The organism is Methylovulum psychrotolerans (assembly GCF_002923755.1).
In the GTDB taxonomy this organism is placed as follows: domain Bacteria; phylum Pseudomonadota; class Gammaproteobacteria; order Methylococcales; family Methylomonadaceae; genus Methylovulum; species Methylovulum psychrotolerans.
The window spans coordinates 761959-777972 of the sequence record NZ_PGFZ01000001.1; the positions used below are offsets into that span (position 1 = coordinate 761959).

Annotated in this window: 17 protein-coding genes and 1 tRNA gene; 2 read left to right on the forward strand and 16 right to left on the reverse strand. The window is 50.7% G+C overall.

Features of this window, described 5'->3' with window-relative positions:
- Positions 1 to 111 precede the first annotated feature (111 nt).
- From AADEFJLK_RS03495 to AADEFJLK_RS03515, 5 genes are all read right to left on the reverse strand, one after another.
- Entirely contained in the window at positions 112 to 438 is a 327-nt protein-coding gene (locus AADEFJLK_RS03495; RefSeq protein ID WP_103973309.1) for a hypothetical protein, read from the reverse strand.
- A 242-nt stretch (positions 439 to 680) separates the two neighbouring features.
- Positions 681 to 2594, reverse strand: coding sequence for an adenylate/guanylate cyclase domain-containing protein (locus AADEFJLK_RS03500; protein ID WP_170065026.1), 1914 nt, complete (start codon positions 2592 to 2594; stop codon positions 681 to 683).
- Entirely contained in the window at positions 2581 to 3231 is a 651-nt protein-coding gene (locus AADEFJLK_RS03505) for a methylamine utilization protein (protein WP_249027963.1), read from the reverse strand. Before AADEFJLK_RS03505 ends, AADEFJLK_RS03500 begins: the two co-directional genes overlap by 14 nt.
- A gap of 12 nt (positions 3232 to 3243) precedes the next feature.
- Positions 3244 to 4137 carry a hypothetical protein gene (locus AADEFJLK_RS03510; protein ID WP_103973311.1) on the reverse strand — a complete coding sequence of 298 codons (894 nt, stop codon included), beginning with the start codon at positions 4135 to 4137 and terminating at the stop codon, positions 3244 to 3246.
- Positions 4138 to 4264: 127 nt separating this feature from the next.
- Positions 4265 to 5734, reverse strand: a complete 1470-nt coding sequence (locus tag AADEFJLK_RS03515) for a sigma-54-dependent transcriptional regulator (RefSeq protein ID WP_103973312.1) — start codon at positions 5732 to 5734, stop codon at positions 4265 to 4267.
- A 146-nt stretch (positions 5735 to 5880) separates the two neighbouring features.
- Between AADEFJLK_RS03515 and AADEFJLK_RS03520 the strand changes: the two genes are divergently transcribed.
- Both AADEFJLK_RS03520 and AADEFJLK_RS03525 read left to right on the forward strand, forming a co-directional pair.
- Complete coding sequence (locus tag AADEFJLK_RS03520; protein WP_103973313.1) at positions 5881 to 6561, forward strand: PspA/IM30 family protein; 681 nt, start codon at positions 5881 to 5883, stop codon at positions 6559 to 6561.
- Between the two features lies 1 nt (position 6562).
- Positions 6563 to 7873 carry a hypothetical protein gene (locus AADEFJLK_RS03525; protein ID WP_211299134.1) on the forward strand — a complete coding sequence of 437 codons (1311 nt, stop codon included), beginning with the start codon at positions 6563 to 6565 and terminating at the stop codon, positions 7871 to 7873.
- Positions 7874 to 8404: 531 nt separating this feature from the next.
- On the opposite strand, the gene AADEFJLK_RS24995 is transcribed toward AADEFJLK_RS03525, so the two are convergent.
- The 11 genes from AADEFJLK_RS24995 to AADEFJLK_RS03580 all read right to left on the reverse strand — a co-directional run bounded on the left by AADEFJLK_RS24995 (position 8405) and on the right by AADEFJLK_RS03580 (position 16011).
- A complete protein-coding gene (locus AADEFJLK_RS24995) occupies positions 8405 to 8644 on the reverse strand; it encodes an AAA family ATPase (protein ID WP_211299135.1) in 240 nt (79 codons plus the stop codon).
- The gene (locus AADEFJLK_RS25000) at positions 8641 to 8970 is read right to left on the reverse strand and encodes an AAA family ATPase (RefSeq protein ID WP_211299136.1); all 330 of its coding nucleotides are present in this window, start codon (positions 8968 to 8970) and stop codon (positions 8641 to 8643) included. The genes AADEFJLK_RS24995 and AADEFJLK_RS25000 overlap by 4 nt, the downstream gene beginning before the upstream one ends.
- Before the next feature lie 346 nt (positions 8971 to 9316).
- Positions 9317 to 10087, reverse strand: a complete 771-nt coding sequence (locus AADEFJLK_RS03540; RefSeq protein ID WP_103973315.1) for a Crp/Fnr family transcriptional regulator — start codon at positions 10085 to 10087, stop codon at positions 9317 to 9319.
- A 144-nt stretch (positions 10088 to 10231) separates the two neighbouring features.
- On the reverse strand, positions 10232 to 10348 hold the full coding sequence (locus AADEFJLK_RS26210; protein WP_487246523.1) for an AbrB/MazE/SpoVT family DNA-binding domain-containing protein: 117 nt from the start codon (positions 10346 to 10348) through the stop codon (positions 10232 to 10234).
- A gap of 39 nt (positions 10349 to 10387) precedes the next feature.
- On the reverse strand, positions 10388 to 10948 hold the full coding sequence (locus AADEFJLK_RS03545; protein ID WP_103973316.1) for a chorismate--pyruvate lyase family protein: 561 nt from the start codon (positions 10946 to 10948) through the stop codon (positions 10388 to 10390).
- A 5-nt stretch (positions 10949 to 10953) separates the two neighbouring features.
- Positions 10954 to 13035, reverse strand: coding sequence for an ATP-dependent DNA helicase RecG (recG, locus tag AADEFJLK_RS03550; RefSeq protein ID WP_103973317.1), 2082 nt, complete (start codon positions 13033 to 13035; stop codon positions 10954 to 10956).
- A 44-nt stretch (positions 13036 to 13079) separates the two neighbouring features.
- Positions 13080 to 13481 carry a RidA family protein gene (locus AADEFJLK_RS03555; RefSeq protein ID WP_088621013.1) on the reverse strand — a complete coding sequence of 134 codons (402 nt, stop codon included), beginning with the start codon at positions 13479 to 13481 and terminating at the stop codon, positions 13080 to 13082.
- A 232-nt stretch (positions 13482 to 13713) separates the two neighbouring features.
- Complete coding sequence (gene pth, locus AADEFJLK_RS03565) at positions 13714 to 14280, reverse strand: aminoacyl-tRNA hydrolase (RefSeq protein ID WP_088621012.1); 567 nt, start codon at positions 14278 to 14280, stop codon at positions 13714 to 13716.
- Between the two features lie 32 nt (positions 14281 to 14312).
- Positions 14313 to 14900, reverse strand: coding sequence for a 50S ribosomal protein L25/general stress protein Ctc (locus AADEFJLK_RS03570; protein WP_103973319.1), 588 nt, complete (start codon positions 14898 to 14900; stop codon positions 14313 to 14315).
- 42 nt (positions 14901 to 14942) lie between these two features.
- Complete coding sequence (locus AADEFJLK_RS03575) at positions 14943 to 15896, reverse strand: ribose-phosphate diphosphokinase (RefSeq protein WP_088621010.1); 954 nt, start codon at positions 15894 to 15896, stop codon at positions 14943 to 14945.
- A 40-nt stretch (positions 15897 to 15936) separates the two neighbouring features.
- Positions 15937 to 16011 (reverse strand) — tRNA-Gln (locus AADEFJLK_RS03580).
- Positions 16012 to 16014 lie beyond the last annotated feature (3 nt).

Below are 16014 nucleotides of genomic sequence, written 5' to 3' on the forward strand. Positions count from 1 at the left end.
CCTCCAACGCCACCTTCGCCTTTTGTGCGCCGGTCATCAATTTACGCTTTTTCTCACTCATTTTCGTCCACCTGTTTTATGATGGACACCATCTTAAATTATTGTCTGTTTTTATGGGTCCACTATATAGTTATTTATAGAATATTGTATAGCTGTTTTTATATTTATACCATAATCTAAATTATCTTTGATAAGACTAACAAAATTACCACCAAAGTCAGCGTCACCTGCAAATGTAATCGCTATTTTATTAACGGAATTTAGCTTAAGTGTTCTCTCATAAACATATTTTCCAGTATTCATCTGCCCTTGCTTTTCACCAAATGAGCTTTCTTGTAAAAGTTTTTTGTCCTCAGTTATAGCGATTCTTTTAGTAACAGCACTATCTGCAATTAAAAATGCTGCCGTTTTTGATTTCCATCCCAAACAGTATGTCATTGCTCACCTAAACTAATACTTAATTGTTGTAACTACTCAACGCGGCAAGGTGCAATCTATAGGGTGCAATAGCTTGCGTATTGCGCCCTATGTTTTCGCTAAAAAATACAAGCCCTTTATTTTATTGACTTTTGCAGTTCGTCCACCTAACAATTTAATATACCCCCGCTTATCCGAAAACGGCATATTCCCACCAGAAAGAGGCTTTTTATCATTCCCACCAGAAAAAGGACTCCAGCCCCTCACTTAGCCAAATCATAAACCCCATCAAACCCCACCCTGCCCCCGTCACTCACCAACTCCTCAATCCGCCGCAAATACAACGCACTAGCCGCATCCTGATGCTGCTCAACCAATACACCAAACATCCCCTGAGCCTGTTGGAACTGCTGTCCACGAAAAGCCGCCAAAGCCTCGGCGAACCCCGAACACAACTGCCGTTGCCGGACGCTTAATTGCTTATGCTCGGCGATTACCTCATAAACGGCGACGGGCTGTTGTTTGCCCTGTACCCTGACTTTATCCAATTCCCGACAGGCGAACAGGCCGCTGACATGTTGGTAGGTGAATTCGGAAATCAAAATCCCGCTGCCGTAGTATTTGTTCGCCCCTTCCAAACGTGCCGCCAAATTGACCGTATCGCCGATCATCGTGTAATCCAAACGGTCAATAGAACCGATATTGCCGACTACCGCAAGACCTGTGTTGATACCGACGCGCATGTACAATAACGGCAAGCCGCGCCGTTGCCAATCCTTGCGCAAGTCCTGCAAAATCCGCTGCATGGCTAACGCGCAAGCCACGGCTTGCTGGGCGTGGGCGGTATCGGTGACGGGTGCGCCCCAAAACGCGACGATGGCATCGCCGATGAATTTGTCTAGCACCCCGGCATGGGCGCTGATGGCGGCGCTCATTTCAGTCAGGTAGCCGTTCAGCAAAGCCACCAAGTCTTGCGGCGACAGTTGTTCGGAAATATTGGTAAAACCCGCCAAATCGGTGAACAGCGCAGTGATTTCGCGGGTTTCGCCACCCAGCACCAGCTCATGGTTAAGCAATTCTTGGGCAACCACGGGCGAGACTACTTTACCCAACAAGGTACGGATTTTTTCCTTTTCCAGCAATTGTGTACCCATTGAATTAAAAGCCAAACCCAATTGGCCTATTTCGTCGGTACTGTCAATCTGCACTTGATGGCGGTAATCGCCCTGGCCGATGGCTTGCACCCCCTGCGCCAAAATCTGTACTGGCTTGCTGACGGATTTGGCCAGCCACGCCGCCGCCAAACTGGCCAAGCCGATGCTAAATAAGGCAATGACCAACAATAGCCACTGCAAGCGGTAAAAGTTTTCTAGGGCTTTAGACCAGGGGCGTTCAATCAAAGCGACTAATTTACCGTCGGCCTGCTGCTCTAAAGTCACCAATCGGCTGAGATAGCGTTCTTGCCCGGTATGCCAAAAAAAGCCGTCGCTCTGGACAGGGTATAAGGGCAGTTGTTGCGGTGTCGGGGCGGGTAAGGTGGTTGCGTGGACTTGCAGGGTTTGGCCGTGTTCGCTTAACAAACTGATTTCCACTTGGGTCAGTTGCTTAAGCTGCGCCAAGACCGGGTTATCGACCAAAAACCCCAGGCACAACCAAGCAATCGGCTCAGGGGCTAATATCGGCACCACAATCACTTGGTAAGGCTTTCGCCCGACCAGCATCAAGCGGCTGGCCACGCCTTCTCTTTCGGCCTGCTCCAGCAACGCCGGGGAGAAAAAAGCCTGTCCGGCCTGTTCCGGCCTTAAGGTGTCGATTTGTACGGTATTGTCCAACGCCACCAAAAAAGCGGCATCGGCTTGGGCGCGGGCACTTAAATTGATTAACGCCGAGGTGATGGTGTCATGGTCTTGGGTAGCGATCACCCGCTTAAACGCATAATCGCTGGCTAAAGCCGTAGCCTGTTGGCTTAAATCTTGGCTGCGTTCACTCAGCAGCCGCAAAAACACCCGCTCCGTCACCACTAACTCATGGTGGATGGTCTCTTCAGTGTTTTGCCGGAAAATATGGTTAACCACCACAAACACCCCCGCCAATACTAACAGCAACAAGCCGATGATATAAAACAACAAACGGCTACGGAAGCGGGTAAAGTGCCGGAACCGCTTAACGGTAGCCAATATTAAGGCCGAGTTCCGTCGGCAAGCGGATCGCCCGGACATTTTTTTTCAAGTTCATGGTCAGCACCAATCCGGCATTATGGGGGGTGTTGGCCGCAATAGTTAAGGTATCGGGAGTGAGGCTTTTTAACTGCGGATGCCAAGCGGACAACACATAACCAGGACCATCAGGCAGTTCAAGCTGGGCGATGCCGTGGCTGTCGGTCAGCGCAAAAAAGGGGCTGTCCACCACCAACACATAAGCCGACATCCAATCATGGATATTGCAGCCTAAGTTGACCACCCCGGCTTTGTCAAACACCACCGGTTTGGCGGGCGAGCCTTGGTAAAGCGGCAGCTCAAAAACTTTGGCCGCCGAAAAGGAATAGACATGGTGGCGGATTTTGTCATGATTGGGGAATGACACGGGAGTCCCTGTCCTGACCACCGTCAAATGGTTGACAAATTCCTTGTCAATCTGGTCAATGACGATCTCTTTAGGCTTGACAGGTTTAGGGGGCGACGTTTGCGAACTGACATAAACCGCCGCCTGGGCAATCGGGTCGCCGTCATTATCGGTTACCTTAACCTGCCAAGTTTCTGCTTGGGCCACGCCCCACAATAAACCTAAAATCACCAGCAGCCGTTGGGTTTGCATAAGTCACTCGCCTCAATAACTGTAATGGATGCTGAATTGGACTTTATGGTTAGCATAACTCGCCCCTAAAGCTTGGGTTTCTATATAACTGTAATTTAACGCAGTCGCCGCATGTCCGCCCAATAAGGCATAACTTAGCCCCACATTATAAGTGTCGGTATTGCCGTAGGTGCGGTAAATCCAACCGGGCAATGCGTCATCATCGCCAATGCTGCGCACTTGTTCCAATACGGCGGGCGAGAAACTGCTCTCCGAATTATTGCTGACAATGTCGCCCCAGCGGTGGTTATAACCCAAATTCAATTGCATCCGCCCATTAACGGCAATATTGCTGCCCAGTTCAACAGTATGCCCTTTGATGTCAAAAACGGAATGGGGGTAATCCTTACGCCTGATATTGGCCCTGGCGGCGTTGCGGTCATCGAAACGGTAGCCCATATAAAGTTGCTGAAATTCGCCGTGCCAAAAAGACAGGCGCAGCCCCGCCGTCAACTGGTTGCCGGAGCGCAATTGGCTGTCGGAAAAAATTTCCCCATCCGCCACATCTAAGCGTAACATCGGGGCTTGCTGGCCTAAACCAAATTTATGGGTCAGCACGCCTTTGCCGCCGACGCTGTATTGGTTAAGCTTCTGGAAGTTCTCGTGAGTCTCGCCGTTCAATTCCAACGTGGTATATAGCCGTGAATAGTTATCTAACTGATAAGCCCGGCCACCCGATAACAAGCCTTTACCAATAAAATCGTCCAATTGCGAGGCGGAAAAAAAAGACTGGTTGATATTGCTGTCATACTCGCCCACCACCGCCGCATCGGCCAACCACTCTACCCATTCGGCGCGGCCAGCCGGGGCATGTAAGGCGGTGGCAGATAATACGATGGCAAAGATCGGCGGCGGTATTTTACTCATGGAAGAAGCCCGTTAATGTCAGTCTGCTAACGTTATATCATAAAAACACCCGCCTTTGAATGCTTCTTTACAACGGTATTTCTGCCTGATAAGACGCACTACCCGACCTGCCCTTTGCCAGAACACCTTACCCATCCAATTCCATATATTTCTTTACCGTCCGCCTATCAAGCCCGGCAATTCTGGCGACCGCCTCAAAGCTATCCAACTGGCCGTATAAAAATCGGCAGTAGTTTTGCATCACCTGCTGTGCCGAAAGGTATTCGCCATCGGCTGCCCGAAACCCGGCCTCAGCGGCATTAACCGCCGCCGCTAATGGCGTGGCCTGATACGTCCCGGTCAGGCATATACGCCGCACACATTGCTCCAATTCTCTGACATTACCCGGCCAAGGGTAATCCGCCGGTACGGTTGCGCGGATTTTGCTTTCAATATGGGCGACCAGCCCGTCATCTGGCGTGGGTATGACACGCCGTAACAAACGGGCGATCAGCCCCGGCAATTCGTTAGGGTTTTCGCGTATCCGCTGGCTTAAAGAAGGCAAGACAATAACATCGGAACACAGGCGATAATAGAGGTCTGCCCGAAACAAGCCTTGCTCCAATAACTGCCCGATGGGACGGTTGGTCGCGCTAATCACCCGCCCTTCAAAACGGTGCTTTTCGTGGCTACCCACCGGACTGTAGACCCGCTCTTGGATGACGTTCAATAGCTTGACTTGAATCGTGGCATCAATATCACCAATTTCATCAATAAACACCGAACCATGCTTGCTGCATTTGGCGAACAAGCCCGGATGGTTGTCAATCGCCCCGGTAAACGCGCCTTTCTTATGCCCAAACAATTCCGATTCCAGCAAACCCGTGGCGTATTCCGATAAATTGATGGCCTTAAAAGAGGCGGAAAAACTTTCGACAAACCGCCGCACCGCCAGATCGAAAGGGATATAACCCGAACAGCCCACCGCTTTCGCCACCAAACTCTTACCTGTTCCGGTCTCACCCAACAACAGCAAAGAAAAATCCTCCATGCGGCCACAAAGATAATTCAGATACCACGCCGGATTAAAAGTAAAAATGTTATTCCACAGCCGCATCCGCAATTCATAAAGTGCCGGGCAATCGCCTGAAACCGTTTCATCAATAAACGTAAAAGCCCGCTGCACCTGAAACAACAAGGCGATATAGTGCGCGGTTTCGGGTGGATTAAACCCAGCTTGTTCAAAATCACCCATCAGCTCACGCGCAAATGCCAGCTCAATCGCCTTATCCCCCGCTTGTTTTTGGGCGTTAATATGCCCGTTGAAACGCTGCCGATAACGGTGGAAGACATAAAACAACCACGCCAAGCGCAGGTTTTCTTCGGCTTTACCCTGATAATGGCGAATATCAAAAACCGCTTGCCGCTCCAGCGCTTTAAATTCCCTGTCCAGCTTGGCCTCAATCAACTGGAGGCGGTCGGCAAACCCCAAGCCTTCCGGTGCTAACCCTAACACCTCCCAATCGGCTTTTTCCCGCTCCAACCCAAACGGGTTCAAAAATACCAACTCGGCAACTTTCGCAAAAAAAGCCGCCTGTTCCGCCGTTAATATGTACATTTTTTGTTTTCCATGTCGGCATATTTTGTCAAAAAATTATAGCCAAAGCCAATAAAATTGGCTATCCAATTGTTTTTTAATCATTAAAAACATGGCCTCTGTCTTGCTATAAGCATTACAACCCTCAAGCGTAACAGGAACATACCATGAACAGCTTAAAGCGACTTTTTATCTCCTTGAAATCCCAAGTCGACGTTATTGTCGATGACTTTGAAAACCATGAGGCCGTAGCGGGCGTAGCCATTAAAGAGTTGGAAGAATGGCGGGGTAAAACCCGCATCCATCAACACCGCCTGCAAACCCTGATCGGGCAATTCGAGGCAAGTTTAACCGAACTGCATAAGGAAGCCGACACTTGGGCGGCACGGGCAGTAAAAACCAAAGAGACAGACCAGCCAAAAGCCTTAGAATGCGTCAAGCGTATGGTCAGTGCCCAGCAACAAATCAAAACCCTGGAAACCCAACTCCAGAACGCCCAAAGCCAACACGCCCAATTAGCCGCCGACCTCAACACCGTCCAAACCCGCTTACAGACGCTGAATACCCAAAAAGCCGTATTTGCCGCCCGGCAAAACCGCCTCCACTTACAAACCGCCTTAAAAAGCGGCGACAGCAACCCGCTCGCGGAAGCGCAAAAGGTTTTCAACCGCTGGGAAGAAGCCATCACCGGAGCGGAATGCGGCTACCCCGAACCCATCAGCCAAGACCCGTTTGCCGATGCCTTCGCCCAAGCCGAGGAAACCTTAGAGCTGAACAGAATTTTAGCGGCATTAGCCGCCCAAACCACCCCATCTGCCCCTAAAGCCGATGCCGGACAGGAGCATTAACATGTACGCCTATAAACTTGACAGCAACCCAGAACCTATTTTGGACACGGCAACCCACCCGCCCGCACTTGCGACACAAATCATCGGCTACCTACGCTGGGCAGGCACGGGGCTGATCGTCATTTCCGCCATTGGCTTTATGCTGCAAAGCCGCGCCGATTTGTTACCCGCTTACCGCTATTGGATAGGCTTAGGCCTCACCTTACTATTGTGCGCAGGCGGTATGATCTGCCGTTACGGACTTAAGGAAACGACCGGGGCGAGGATTTTCTTTGCCTTAGGCGTGGCGTTTTTACCCGTGCAAGTGTCGCAAGTCAGCGCCATGCTCTATGCCTTTAGCCAAGGCAGCTTGGCATTGCAACTGCCCTACCATTGGCTACAATTTGGCAATGTCAGCCCCTCTTTAATCGCGGCCGATTTTATCATCACCGTTTTGTTATTGGTGTTGGTCGGTTACGCGGGCTTTGCCATGCTGGCGAGGCGACAAGTCAAACGCTTGCTACAGGCCTTATTATTGGGCAGCTTTTTGTTACTGTTGCCCGTTCGGGATGCTTATTGGCCACCCATACTCATCACCCTGTTATTCTTCGCGCTCCGGGCAGTAGAACAGCAATTAAGACAAGACAGTACCCTGCGGTTAGGTGAAGGCCTAACGGCGCGGGTTCTGCTAAGCCTGCCGTTATTGATCTTGATCGGGCGCAGCCTGCTGCACCCAGCTTCCTGTTTACTGGGCATCGTGCTGGCGTTTATCACAGCGGTCACCTGTATCCTTGACCTTAAACACTATACCAAGTCCGCCAGCATTATCGACGCTGGCCAATTTGTCGGCACCTTAGCCGCCTTACTGGCTTGGCTCAACGTCACCGACACACTGCTCGGTTTAGGCTACCAGCACTACGGATTATTGTTACCCGCCGCCTTGCTGCTCTTCATTCTGTCGATGTATGTCGACCGCTATTCTGCCACCTACCGCCTCTTGGGTGCGGTATTGGCTTGCGGTTTAATCACGGGCAGCTTATTGGACGGGCAAGCCTTCGCGCCCTTATTAGCCTTAGCGACAGGCCTCAGCCTCAGCGTGGTAGGCTTAAGATACCACGAAAAAGTACCGTTTTTCGCCGGGCATCTGTGTTGTTTAGGCGGGGTGTTATTTTATTGCGGTTATGCCATCGACGCTTACCAGCAAGCCCCGTGGTTAAGCACCATCGGCTTAGGCCTGGCCGTACTACTGGCGGCATCGTATTTGGAAAAACGCCAACAGCATATTATCGGAAAAGTGGACGCTTACTGGCATGAGCTACAAAGCTGGGGGTAAATGCGGGAGCGGGTTGCCATGCTTCTGTACTGGCTTGGTAATCCGCTTGTAAGGCAAAAATAGCTATAACTCGATCATCAAGTTTTTCATAAAGTCACCTCTAAATAGTGGAAAAGATTAGCGAAGAGCCAAGGCTTGTCAAGGTAGACGGCTCCCTCCCCTGATGGGGAGGGTTGGGGCGGGGAGAATAAAATCAATGACTTATACATATAGCCAGAGATTTTAATCAGACTGATTTCAGTCCGTTTAATGAAAAAAGCCTTGTTTAGATTCTCCCCACCCCAGCCCTCCCCATCAGGGGAGGGATCCGGATTCCATTGCAACTTGTTGTTTTAAATTAATTTGTTAAAACTTTCAATACCCAGTAGCTGAACTATTTATCCGAATGTTAAAAACTTGATGATCGAGTATAAAGGCAAACGACAGGCTATCGTGCAATGGCTGAAGACCATTGCACTCCGTTCGGCGCGGCCTCTCCGGTGGAGTGCAAAGGTCTTTAGCCTTTGCCGAGGGCTTTAGAAATACCTACCCTTACCATTCAGGACGGCCTCCGATCAGGTTTTTCGACCAAATCTCCCCCATGCCATAATTGTCAAGCCAATGCTCGAGCGCCTTTTTATCAGGCCTTTTAAACGTAGACACGCCTTTTTGCTGATCCACGACAATAAAATCTTCGGGTTCAAACTGATTGGCAAAGGCTGCCGATTGCGTCGAACAAATGACCTGGCTTGTCTTTGCCGCAGCTTTGACCATTTCAGCCAGCACATTCAAGCCGCAGGATGCAAACCCAGCTCCGGTTCATCAAGAACAATTGTTTTGGGTTGGGATATTATTGGCTGAAGAAATAATACTGCCAGACAAATAAAAAGGGCCGTACCATCTGAAAGCTGGTTCGCAGAAAAAGGCGTATCATAGTCAATATGAATCCATCGCAATAAAAGGGATTCGTCGCCTTTCTCGCCCCTAGGTTCAAGGTAGAAGTCATGAAAAAACGGGGCAACCGTTTTAATGGCTGAAATAATCTCTTGATAACGGGTCGAGAAATGTTTTCTCAGATACAGAAGGAATGGCGCTAAATTGCTGGCATCCGCATCCAAATAAGTAACTGTGAACGGCCAAGTATTCGGCTTTTACAATTCACCGTAGGGTACAGCGTACCCTACCAAAAAACCGAAAACTTGACCGTTTGAAGTATACATCCGTTCTTGACGCGGATTTACTGAGCAGACTCGCCTCATTGACGGTATATTGTCAAATATCAATCCTGGGCAATTTTAATGGTAAGTACAGACTAATGACTGAAATAGGCCAATTGCGGACAGCTACGTTACCGTCATGAGTGACTGCACTTGAACGGATAGCTGCCTGACAGTTTGCTAAATATGCTTTTTCAAAATCTGCGCCCTTTGTCCTTAAGTACACTTTTTATTGATGTTTCACTGCCTACAGCGTTGGAAGCGTCGCAGTGGGGATGGCATCGGTATTCGTAATCACTCGGCGCTGCGGCAGGTAATCAAGGAGCAAATCTGTTTCCTTCTTGACCACGCTATAACACTCGCAACTCAGAGCTTCAAGTTTTGGTCGGTCAAGCACCTTGATCAATCCGCGCGAATATGAAATCACGCCTAGCTGCTGCAATTTTAATGCGGCTTGGGTAACACCTTCGCGGCGAACGCCGAGCATGTGGCTGATGAATTCCTGAGTCATGGTCAAGTGATTGTGAGACAGGCGATCTATGGAAAGCAGGAGCCAACGGCAGAGCTGCTGGTCGATAGAATGGTGCCGATTGCACACTGCGGTCTGAGAGATTTGCGTGATCAAGGCCTGAGTGTACCGGAGCATTAGCATCAACAACTGGCCGTGGCGGTTAAACTCCTCTTTCACCCGCAGTCTGGGGAGTCGATATGCGTAACCGGCGCTCTGTACCATCGACCGGCTCGGAGTGCTCTCGCCGCCCAAAAACAAAGTGATACCTAGCAACCCCTCATTGCCCACCACAGAGATCGCGGTCGATGCCCCGTTTTCCATCATATACTGCAACGAAACTATGGAGTCGGTGGGAAAGTAAACATGGCGCATGGGACGCCGGGATTCATATAGGAGCGCACGCAAAGGCAGTAGCACCAGTTCCAGGTACGGGAACAAGCGGCTTTGAACGTCAGGCGACAAAGCCGCCAAAAGATGATTGTGTTGCGGCTGTGGTTTGACGGACATTTCGGCGTTTTTGGAACGGAGTAGTTAACAGGCTGTTAAGATTCGATACAGGATGGTATAAGTATACGTGAATTCATGTCGTTATGACGGAAAAAAATAGTTTCTATCTGATCACGCTTGCGCAACCACTACCACAGCCGCCGATCACAACAACTCCCCACCTTGGGCATTGGCGTTTAACCATTCTTGCTCTGCAACATCAAGGTCGGCAGTAGCATCGCACTGCGCCAACAATTCTTCTAAGTTATAGCAGGGCTTCATCTGCATCCCTATCAATAAACATTCATTTTCCACAGCCCCCTAAACCGCCAAACTCCCCGGCAAAAAAAACTCACTAACCAACAAATGCTGATGCTGTAATCCATACACCGTACGCCGCCCCCACACCGGAGCGGCCACCGCCGCCAATGCACAGGTGGCGGGTGTCCATAAAACAGGCTGCACTAACGCCACATCCAACTGCAAACGCGCCAATTTCGGATAGGCGAAAATCACTTCGCCTAAAGGGCGGGTGCCGAGTTTTGCCAGATTGCTATGGGCAAAGGCGATGGTGCTGGCAGGGATGACGGTGCGGGCGAGTATCAAGGGTTGGCCGTCGGCGTGTAGCAAGACTTCCCGCACCAGCGCGTAACGCCGTGCGGGCAATTGCAAGCGTTGTTGTTCGCTGAGGAATGGGGTTTGCCACTGTAAATGCAGCAGGCTGACTTTTACGGCACTGCCGTAAGCGCGGCGTAGGCGTTGGGTCAATGATCCGGTTTCATACGTCCATGATTGCACTGCCTTGGGCAATTGCTGGCGGATACCGCGCCGATTCGCCAACCATAAAGGGTCACGGGTCACTAACAGGCTTCTTGTGGTCAAACTTACTACACCTCGGCGTAAAGCGTTTCGGTACCCAACCAGCGGTCGCAGAGCAACGCTATCGCTTCGGGGGAGTCGGTAAAAAGCTGGCTGCTGATCTGGGCAATGGCGGCAATCAGCTCGCCGTCGCGCTGCAAATCGGCGACTTTAAATTGCATGGCTCCGGTTTGGCGGGTTCCCATCACTTCGCCGGGGCCACGCAGTTGCAAATCTTTTTCGGCAATCACAAAGCCGTCGTTACTGTCCCGCAAAATGCCCAACCGTTGCCGTGCCGTTTCCGATAACGGCGCTTGGTACATTAGCAAGCAAAAACTTTCGCCTTCGCCCCGCCCTACCCGCCCGCGCAACTGGTGCAATTGCGACAGGCCCAGGCGTTCGGGATTTTCGATAATCATTAATCCGGCATTCGGCACATCCACCCCGACTTCAATCACCGTGGTGGCGACCAGCAAATCCAGGCTGTGCTGTTTAAAGGCCTGCATCACTGCGTCTTTTTCCGCGCTTTTCATGCGCCCATGCACCAGTCCGACCCGCACTGCGGGTAAGGCTTGCGCCAATAATTCGGCGGTTTTTTCGGCGGCTTGGCATTCCAAGACTTCGGACTCTTCAATCAGGGTACAGACCCAGTAAACTTGGCGGCGTTTGCCCACCCATTCGTTAATGCGGCCAATCACCTCGGCACGGCGTTCGGACGGGATAACGCGGGTCACCACAGGTTGCCGCCCCGGCGGCAGTTCATCAATAATGGAAATGTCCAAATCGGCATACTGTAACATCGCCAAGGTACGCGGAATGGGCGTGGCGGTCATCACCAACTGGTGCGGACGGCAGCCCGCTTGTTGGCCTTTTTCCCGCAACGCCAAACGCTGGTGGACCCCAAAACGGTGCTGCTCGTCGATAATCACCAGCCCTAAGTTCTGGAACTGCACGGTATCTTGGAATAAGGCATGGGTGCCGATCACCAGATTGACCGAACCATCTGCCAAGCTTTGCAATATCGCCTGCCGGGCGCGGCCTTTTGATTGCCCGCTTAAAAAACCCACTTGTACGGCAAATTCGGCAAACCACGCGCTAAAATTCCGTAGATGTTGCTCCGCCAACAGCTCGGTAGGTGCCATTAGAGCGACTTGATAGCCCGCCGCCATGGCCAGCAAAGCGGTATAGGCGGCGACAATGGTCTTACCCGAACCGACATCCCCCTGCACTAGGCGCATCATCGGCTTGGCTTGGCGGCAATCGGCGACGATTTCGTCCAGCACCCGCCGCTGTGCGCCTGTCAGGGCAAACGGCAAGGTACTTAAAAACTGCGCCGTTAAACGTGCCTCTTCGCTAAACACCGGGGCTTGCCACGCCCGCGCCTGGTGCTTGAGCGTACATAAACGCAAATGGTGGGCGAGCAGTTCTTCAAACGCCAAGCGTTTTAAGGCCGGCACCGTGCCGTTTTGCAAGGCTTCTACCGTTACGCTTTCATCGGGGGCATGTAGGGTTTGGATGGCTTCGGCTAAAGGCGGATAGCCGTAAGCCTGCAAAATCTCCGCTGGCACGGCATCCGCCAATAAGTGCGGCTGTTGCTGGCAATGCTGTAAGGCTTGTTTGACCGCTTTACGGATAACGCTTTGGCTTAGGCCTTCGGTTAATGGATACACGGGAGTTAAGCGGGTCTCCACGACTGCCGCCTCAGGGCCGCTGATTACCGTATAATCAGGGTGCACCATTTCCAAGCCCGCCATGCCATACCGCACTTCGGCAAACACACATAACCAAGTATCGGGCTTGAACAAGGTATGCTGGTTGGCGGAAAAATGGAAAAAGCGCAACATCAACGCTCCGCTGCCGTCGCTGATTTTACACACCAAGCTTTTGCGGCCTCTGGGCAAAATATCGACAAATTCCACTTTGCCGCACACCAAGGCAGTCATGCCCACCACCAAGTCGCCCATCCGGTAGACACGGGTACGGTCTTCATAACGGTGCGGCAAATGGAACACCAAATCTTGCAAAGTCCGCAGCCCCAGCTTCTCCAAACGGTTGGCCGTTTGCGCTCCGATGCCGCTTAAACTGATGACGGGTTGCTTAAGGATGCTCATAACGGGAACCTTACACCCTTAAGCCTATTATTGAAGCTATCCGCTTACAAGGGATATTCTTGGACAGGCAAGTGCATGATGGCATCCATTTCCACCGCCGCGCCTTTCGGTAACGCCGCAACCCCAATAGCTGCCCGCGCCGGATAAGGCTGCTGGAAATACTGCCCCATAATCTCATTCACCACCGGAAAATTCGCCAAATCGGTCAGAAACACATTTAACTTAACCACATCGGCAAAACTGCCGCCCGCCGCCTCGGCAACCGCTTGCAGGTTGTCAAACACACGGGTGATTTGCGCGGCAATGTCGCCTTCGACCAAGGTCATGGTTTCTGGCACCAAAGGAATTTGTCCCGAAAGATAAACCGCCTGGCCGACTTTAACCGCCTGCGAATAAGTGCCGATGGCTTGGGGGGCTTTATCTGTCTGGATAATGGTTTTTGTCATAGCGCTACCTTGTTATTGGAAGTATGGAGGGCGAGAAGACCCTATTGTCTAAGAGGGTTATTTTTAGGGCAATTATAGGGCATTTCAGCGCCTGTGTGAGCGGCAATTATCCAATAATTACGCCAAAATTGCTTTTTTGCGGTAGGGGTGCGCCAAAAAAGGCCGACCTGGCTTGCAACAAGTCCAGTAAAACGCGGAGGAGATGGGAGGCGAAGGTAAAACTGGAGTGAAATTAGGTATTGAGCTTATTCATAGCCGCCGCAATATCACCGCTGACGATTTGGCCTATATAAGGCTTGGCTAAGGCGAAACTGTCTTCCAGCAACGGCCATTCGGCTTTGGCAGGTTCCGAGAGGACATAATCGGCGACGACTTTACCCGCCGCAGGACGGCCAATGCCGATGCGCAGACGGTAAAAATCATTACTGCCCAGATGCGCGATAATATCCCGCAAACCGTTATGACCCGCATGGCCGCCGCCTTTTTTCAGCTTAACCACGCCGACCGCAAAATCCAATTCGTCATGGACGACCAGAATTTCATCCGGCTGGATTTTATAATAACGCACCGCTTTGCCGACCGACTGCCCGCTACGGTTCATAAAGGTTTCGGGCTTTAAGAACAGGACTTTTTGGTAGGCAATGGCGGATTCCGCCACAAAAGCTTGGAATTTGCCGTCCAGTTGCCAACTGCCGCCCGTGCTGGCCAGCAAATCGTCTAAAAACAAAAACCCGGCATTATGCCGGGTTTTTTCGTACTGACGGCCTGGATTACCTAAACCAACAATCAATTTAATCATGACAGGGTTTAATCAAGGCTTAAGCAAATAGCTTAGCTGGCGGTGCGGGTCGCAGAAATAGTGACGACTGGCAGGTTATGGTCTTCGCCTTGTGCCAAAGCAACCACTTCAACACCCGCTGGCAGAACCAAATCGGACAAATGCAGGGTTTCAGAGACATCTAAGTTAGACAGATCGACTTCAATGAATTCGGGTAAAGCAGATGGCAAACAAGACACTTCAACGTCAACCATTGAATGGGTGGCAACGCCGCCTTTTTTGATGCCGACTGAAGAGTTTTCATTGATAAAATGCAAAGGCACATGGACTTTAACAGTCGCCGCCATATCAACGCGCAGGAAATCCAAATGCAGGATTTGGAATTTTGCAGGGTTGCGTTGTACACCTTTCAGAATGGCTTTTTCGGTTTTTCCGTCAACCGTAATGTCTAAAACATGCGAATAAACGGCTTCGTGCTCAAGGTGCTTGATCACTTCATTGTGGTTCAACACCAACATTTGAGGTTCACTTTGACCACCATAAATTACCGCAGGCACATTACCTAGACGACGTGAACGTCTTGCCGCACTCTTTCCAGAATTGGCGCGACTTTCGGCTACAAACTCAAATACGTTAGACATTCTCTTTTCAACCCCGCACTTCAACGTGCTTTTATTAAACTTTTAATCAACATACAGCGAACTGACCGACTCACCGACGGCGATACGTCTTATCGTCTCCGCCAACATTTCGGCAACTGTCAATTGTCTTATTTTTCCTGAATCTATAGCTTCTTGGCTTAACGGTATGGTATCAGTAACCACCAATTCGTCCAGTGCCGAACCTGCCAAGTTTTTCATTGCCGAACCTGACAGCACGGCATGTGTACAATAAGCCAAGACCTTGACGGCCCCGTGCTTTTTTAACGCTGCCGCTGCGTGGCATAAAGTGCCTGCGGTATCGACAATATCGTCAATCAGGATACAACTGCGGCCATCGACATCGCCAATAATGTGCATGACTTCGGCGACATTGGCTTTTAAGCGACGTTTGTCGATAATCGCCAAATCGGCATCATTCAAACGTTTGGCTAACGCCCTTGCCCTGACTACGCCACCCACATCGGGGGAGACGACAATCAAATCTTTATACTGTTGCCGCCAAATGTCACCCAGCAAAATGGGCGAGGCATAGACATTATCAACAGGTATATCAAAAAAACCTTGGATTTGATCAGCATGTAAGTCAACCGTCAACAAACGGCTAGCCCCAGCCTGCTCAATCATTTTCGCAACCAGCTTAGCACTGATAGGCACACGCGCCGAGCGCGACCGCCGATCTTGCCTAGCATAGCCATAGTATGGCATGACTGCGGTAATCCGTGATGCCGATGCCCGTTTAAGCGCATCAATCATCACCAGTAACTCCATTAAATTCTCATTGGTAGGAGCGCAAGTAGGTTGGATAATAAAAACGTCTTTACCACGGACATTCTCTTCAATCTCTACCGCAATTTCCCCATCACTAAACCTGCCGACTGCCGCCATCCCTAGGCGCATATTCAACTTCTTAACAATACCTTCGGACAAGGCTAAGTTAGCATTTCCAGAAAACACCATCATCGAGGTGTCATTCATTCAAGCTCTCCCAAATAGAATTTAACTCAGTGTGGTAAAATGGCTGGGTCGCAAGGATTCGAACCTTGGTATGCGGAGATCAAAACCCCGTGCCTTACCGCTTGGCGACGACCCAATA

What these genes read in the sequence shown, in the direction of transcription:
- AADEFJLK_RS03495 (WP_103973309.1), bottom strand. Translation starts at nt 438, where the DNA reads ATGACATACTGTTTGGGATGGAAATCAAAAACGGCAGCATTTTTAATT.
- AADEFJLK_RS03570 (WP_103973319.1), bottom strand. Translation starts at nt 14,900, where the DNA reads ATGTCTAACGTATTTGAGTTTGTAGCCGAAAGTCGCGCCAATTCTGGA.
- AADEFJLK_RS03540 (WP_103973315.1), bottom strand. Translation starts at nt 10,087, where the DNA reads ATGTCCGTCAAACCACAGCCGCAACACAATCATCTTTTGGCGGCTTTG.
- AADEFJLK_RS03525 (WP_211299134.1), top strand. Translation starts at nt 6,563, where the DNA reads ATGTACGCCTATAAACTTGACAGCAACCCAGAACCTATTTTGGACACG.
- AADEFJLK_RS03555 (WP_088621013.1), bottom strand. Translation starts at nt 13,481, where the DNA reads ATGACAAAAACCATTATCCAGACAGATAAAGCCCCCCAAGCCATCGGC.
- AADEFJLK_RS03510 (WP_103973311.1), bottom strand. Translation starts at nt 4,137, where the DNA reads ATGAGTAAAATACCGCCGCCGATCTTTGCCATCGTATTATCTGCCACC.
- AADEFJLK_RS03575 (WP_088621010.1), bottom strand. Translation starts at nt 15,896, where the DNA reads ATGAATGACACCTCGATGATGGTGTTTTCTGGAAATGCTAACTTAGCC.
- AADEFJLK_RS03515 (WP_103973312.1), bottom strand. Translation starts at nt 5,734, where the DNA reads ATGTACATATTAACGGCGGAACAGGCGGCTTTTTTTGCGAAAGTTGCC.
- recG (WP_103973317.1), bottom strand. Translation starts at nt 13,035, where the DNA reads ATGAGCATCCTTAAGCAACCCGTCATCAGTTTAAGCGGCATCGGAGCG.
- AADEFJLK_RS03520 (WP_103973313.1), top strand. Translation starts at nt 5,881, where the DNA reads ATGAACAGCTTAAAGCGACTTTTTATCTCCTTGAAATCCCAAGTCGAC.
- AADEFJLK_RS26210 (WP_487246523.1), bottom strand. Translation starts at nt 10,348, where the DNA reads ATGAAGCCCTGCTATAACTTAGAAGAATTGTTGGCGCAGTGCGATGCT.
- pth (WP_088621012.1), bottom strand. Translation starts at nt 14,280, where the DNA reads ATGATTAAATTGATTGTTGGTTTAGGTAATCCAGGCCGTCAGTACGAA.
- AADEFJLK_RS03505 (WP_249027963.1), bottom strand. Translation starts at nt 3,231, where the DNA reads ATGCAAACCCAACGGCTGCTGGTGATTTTAGGTTTATTGTGGGGCGTG.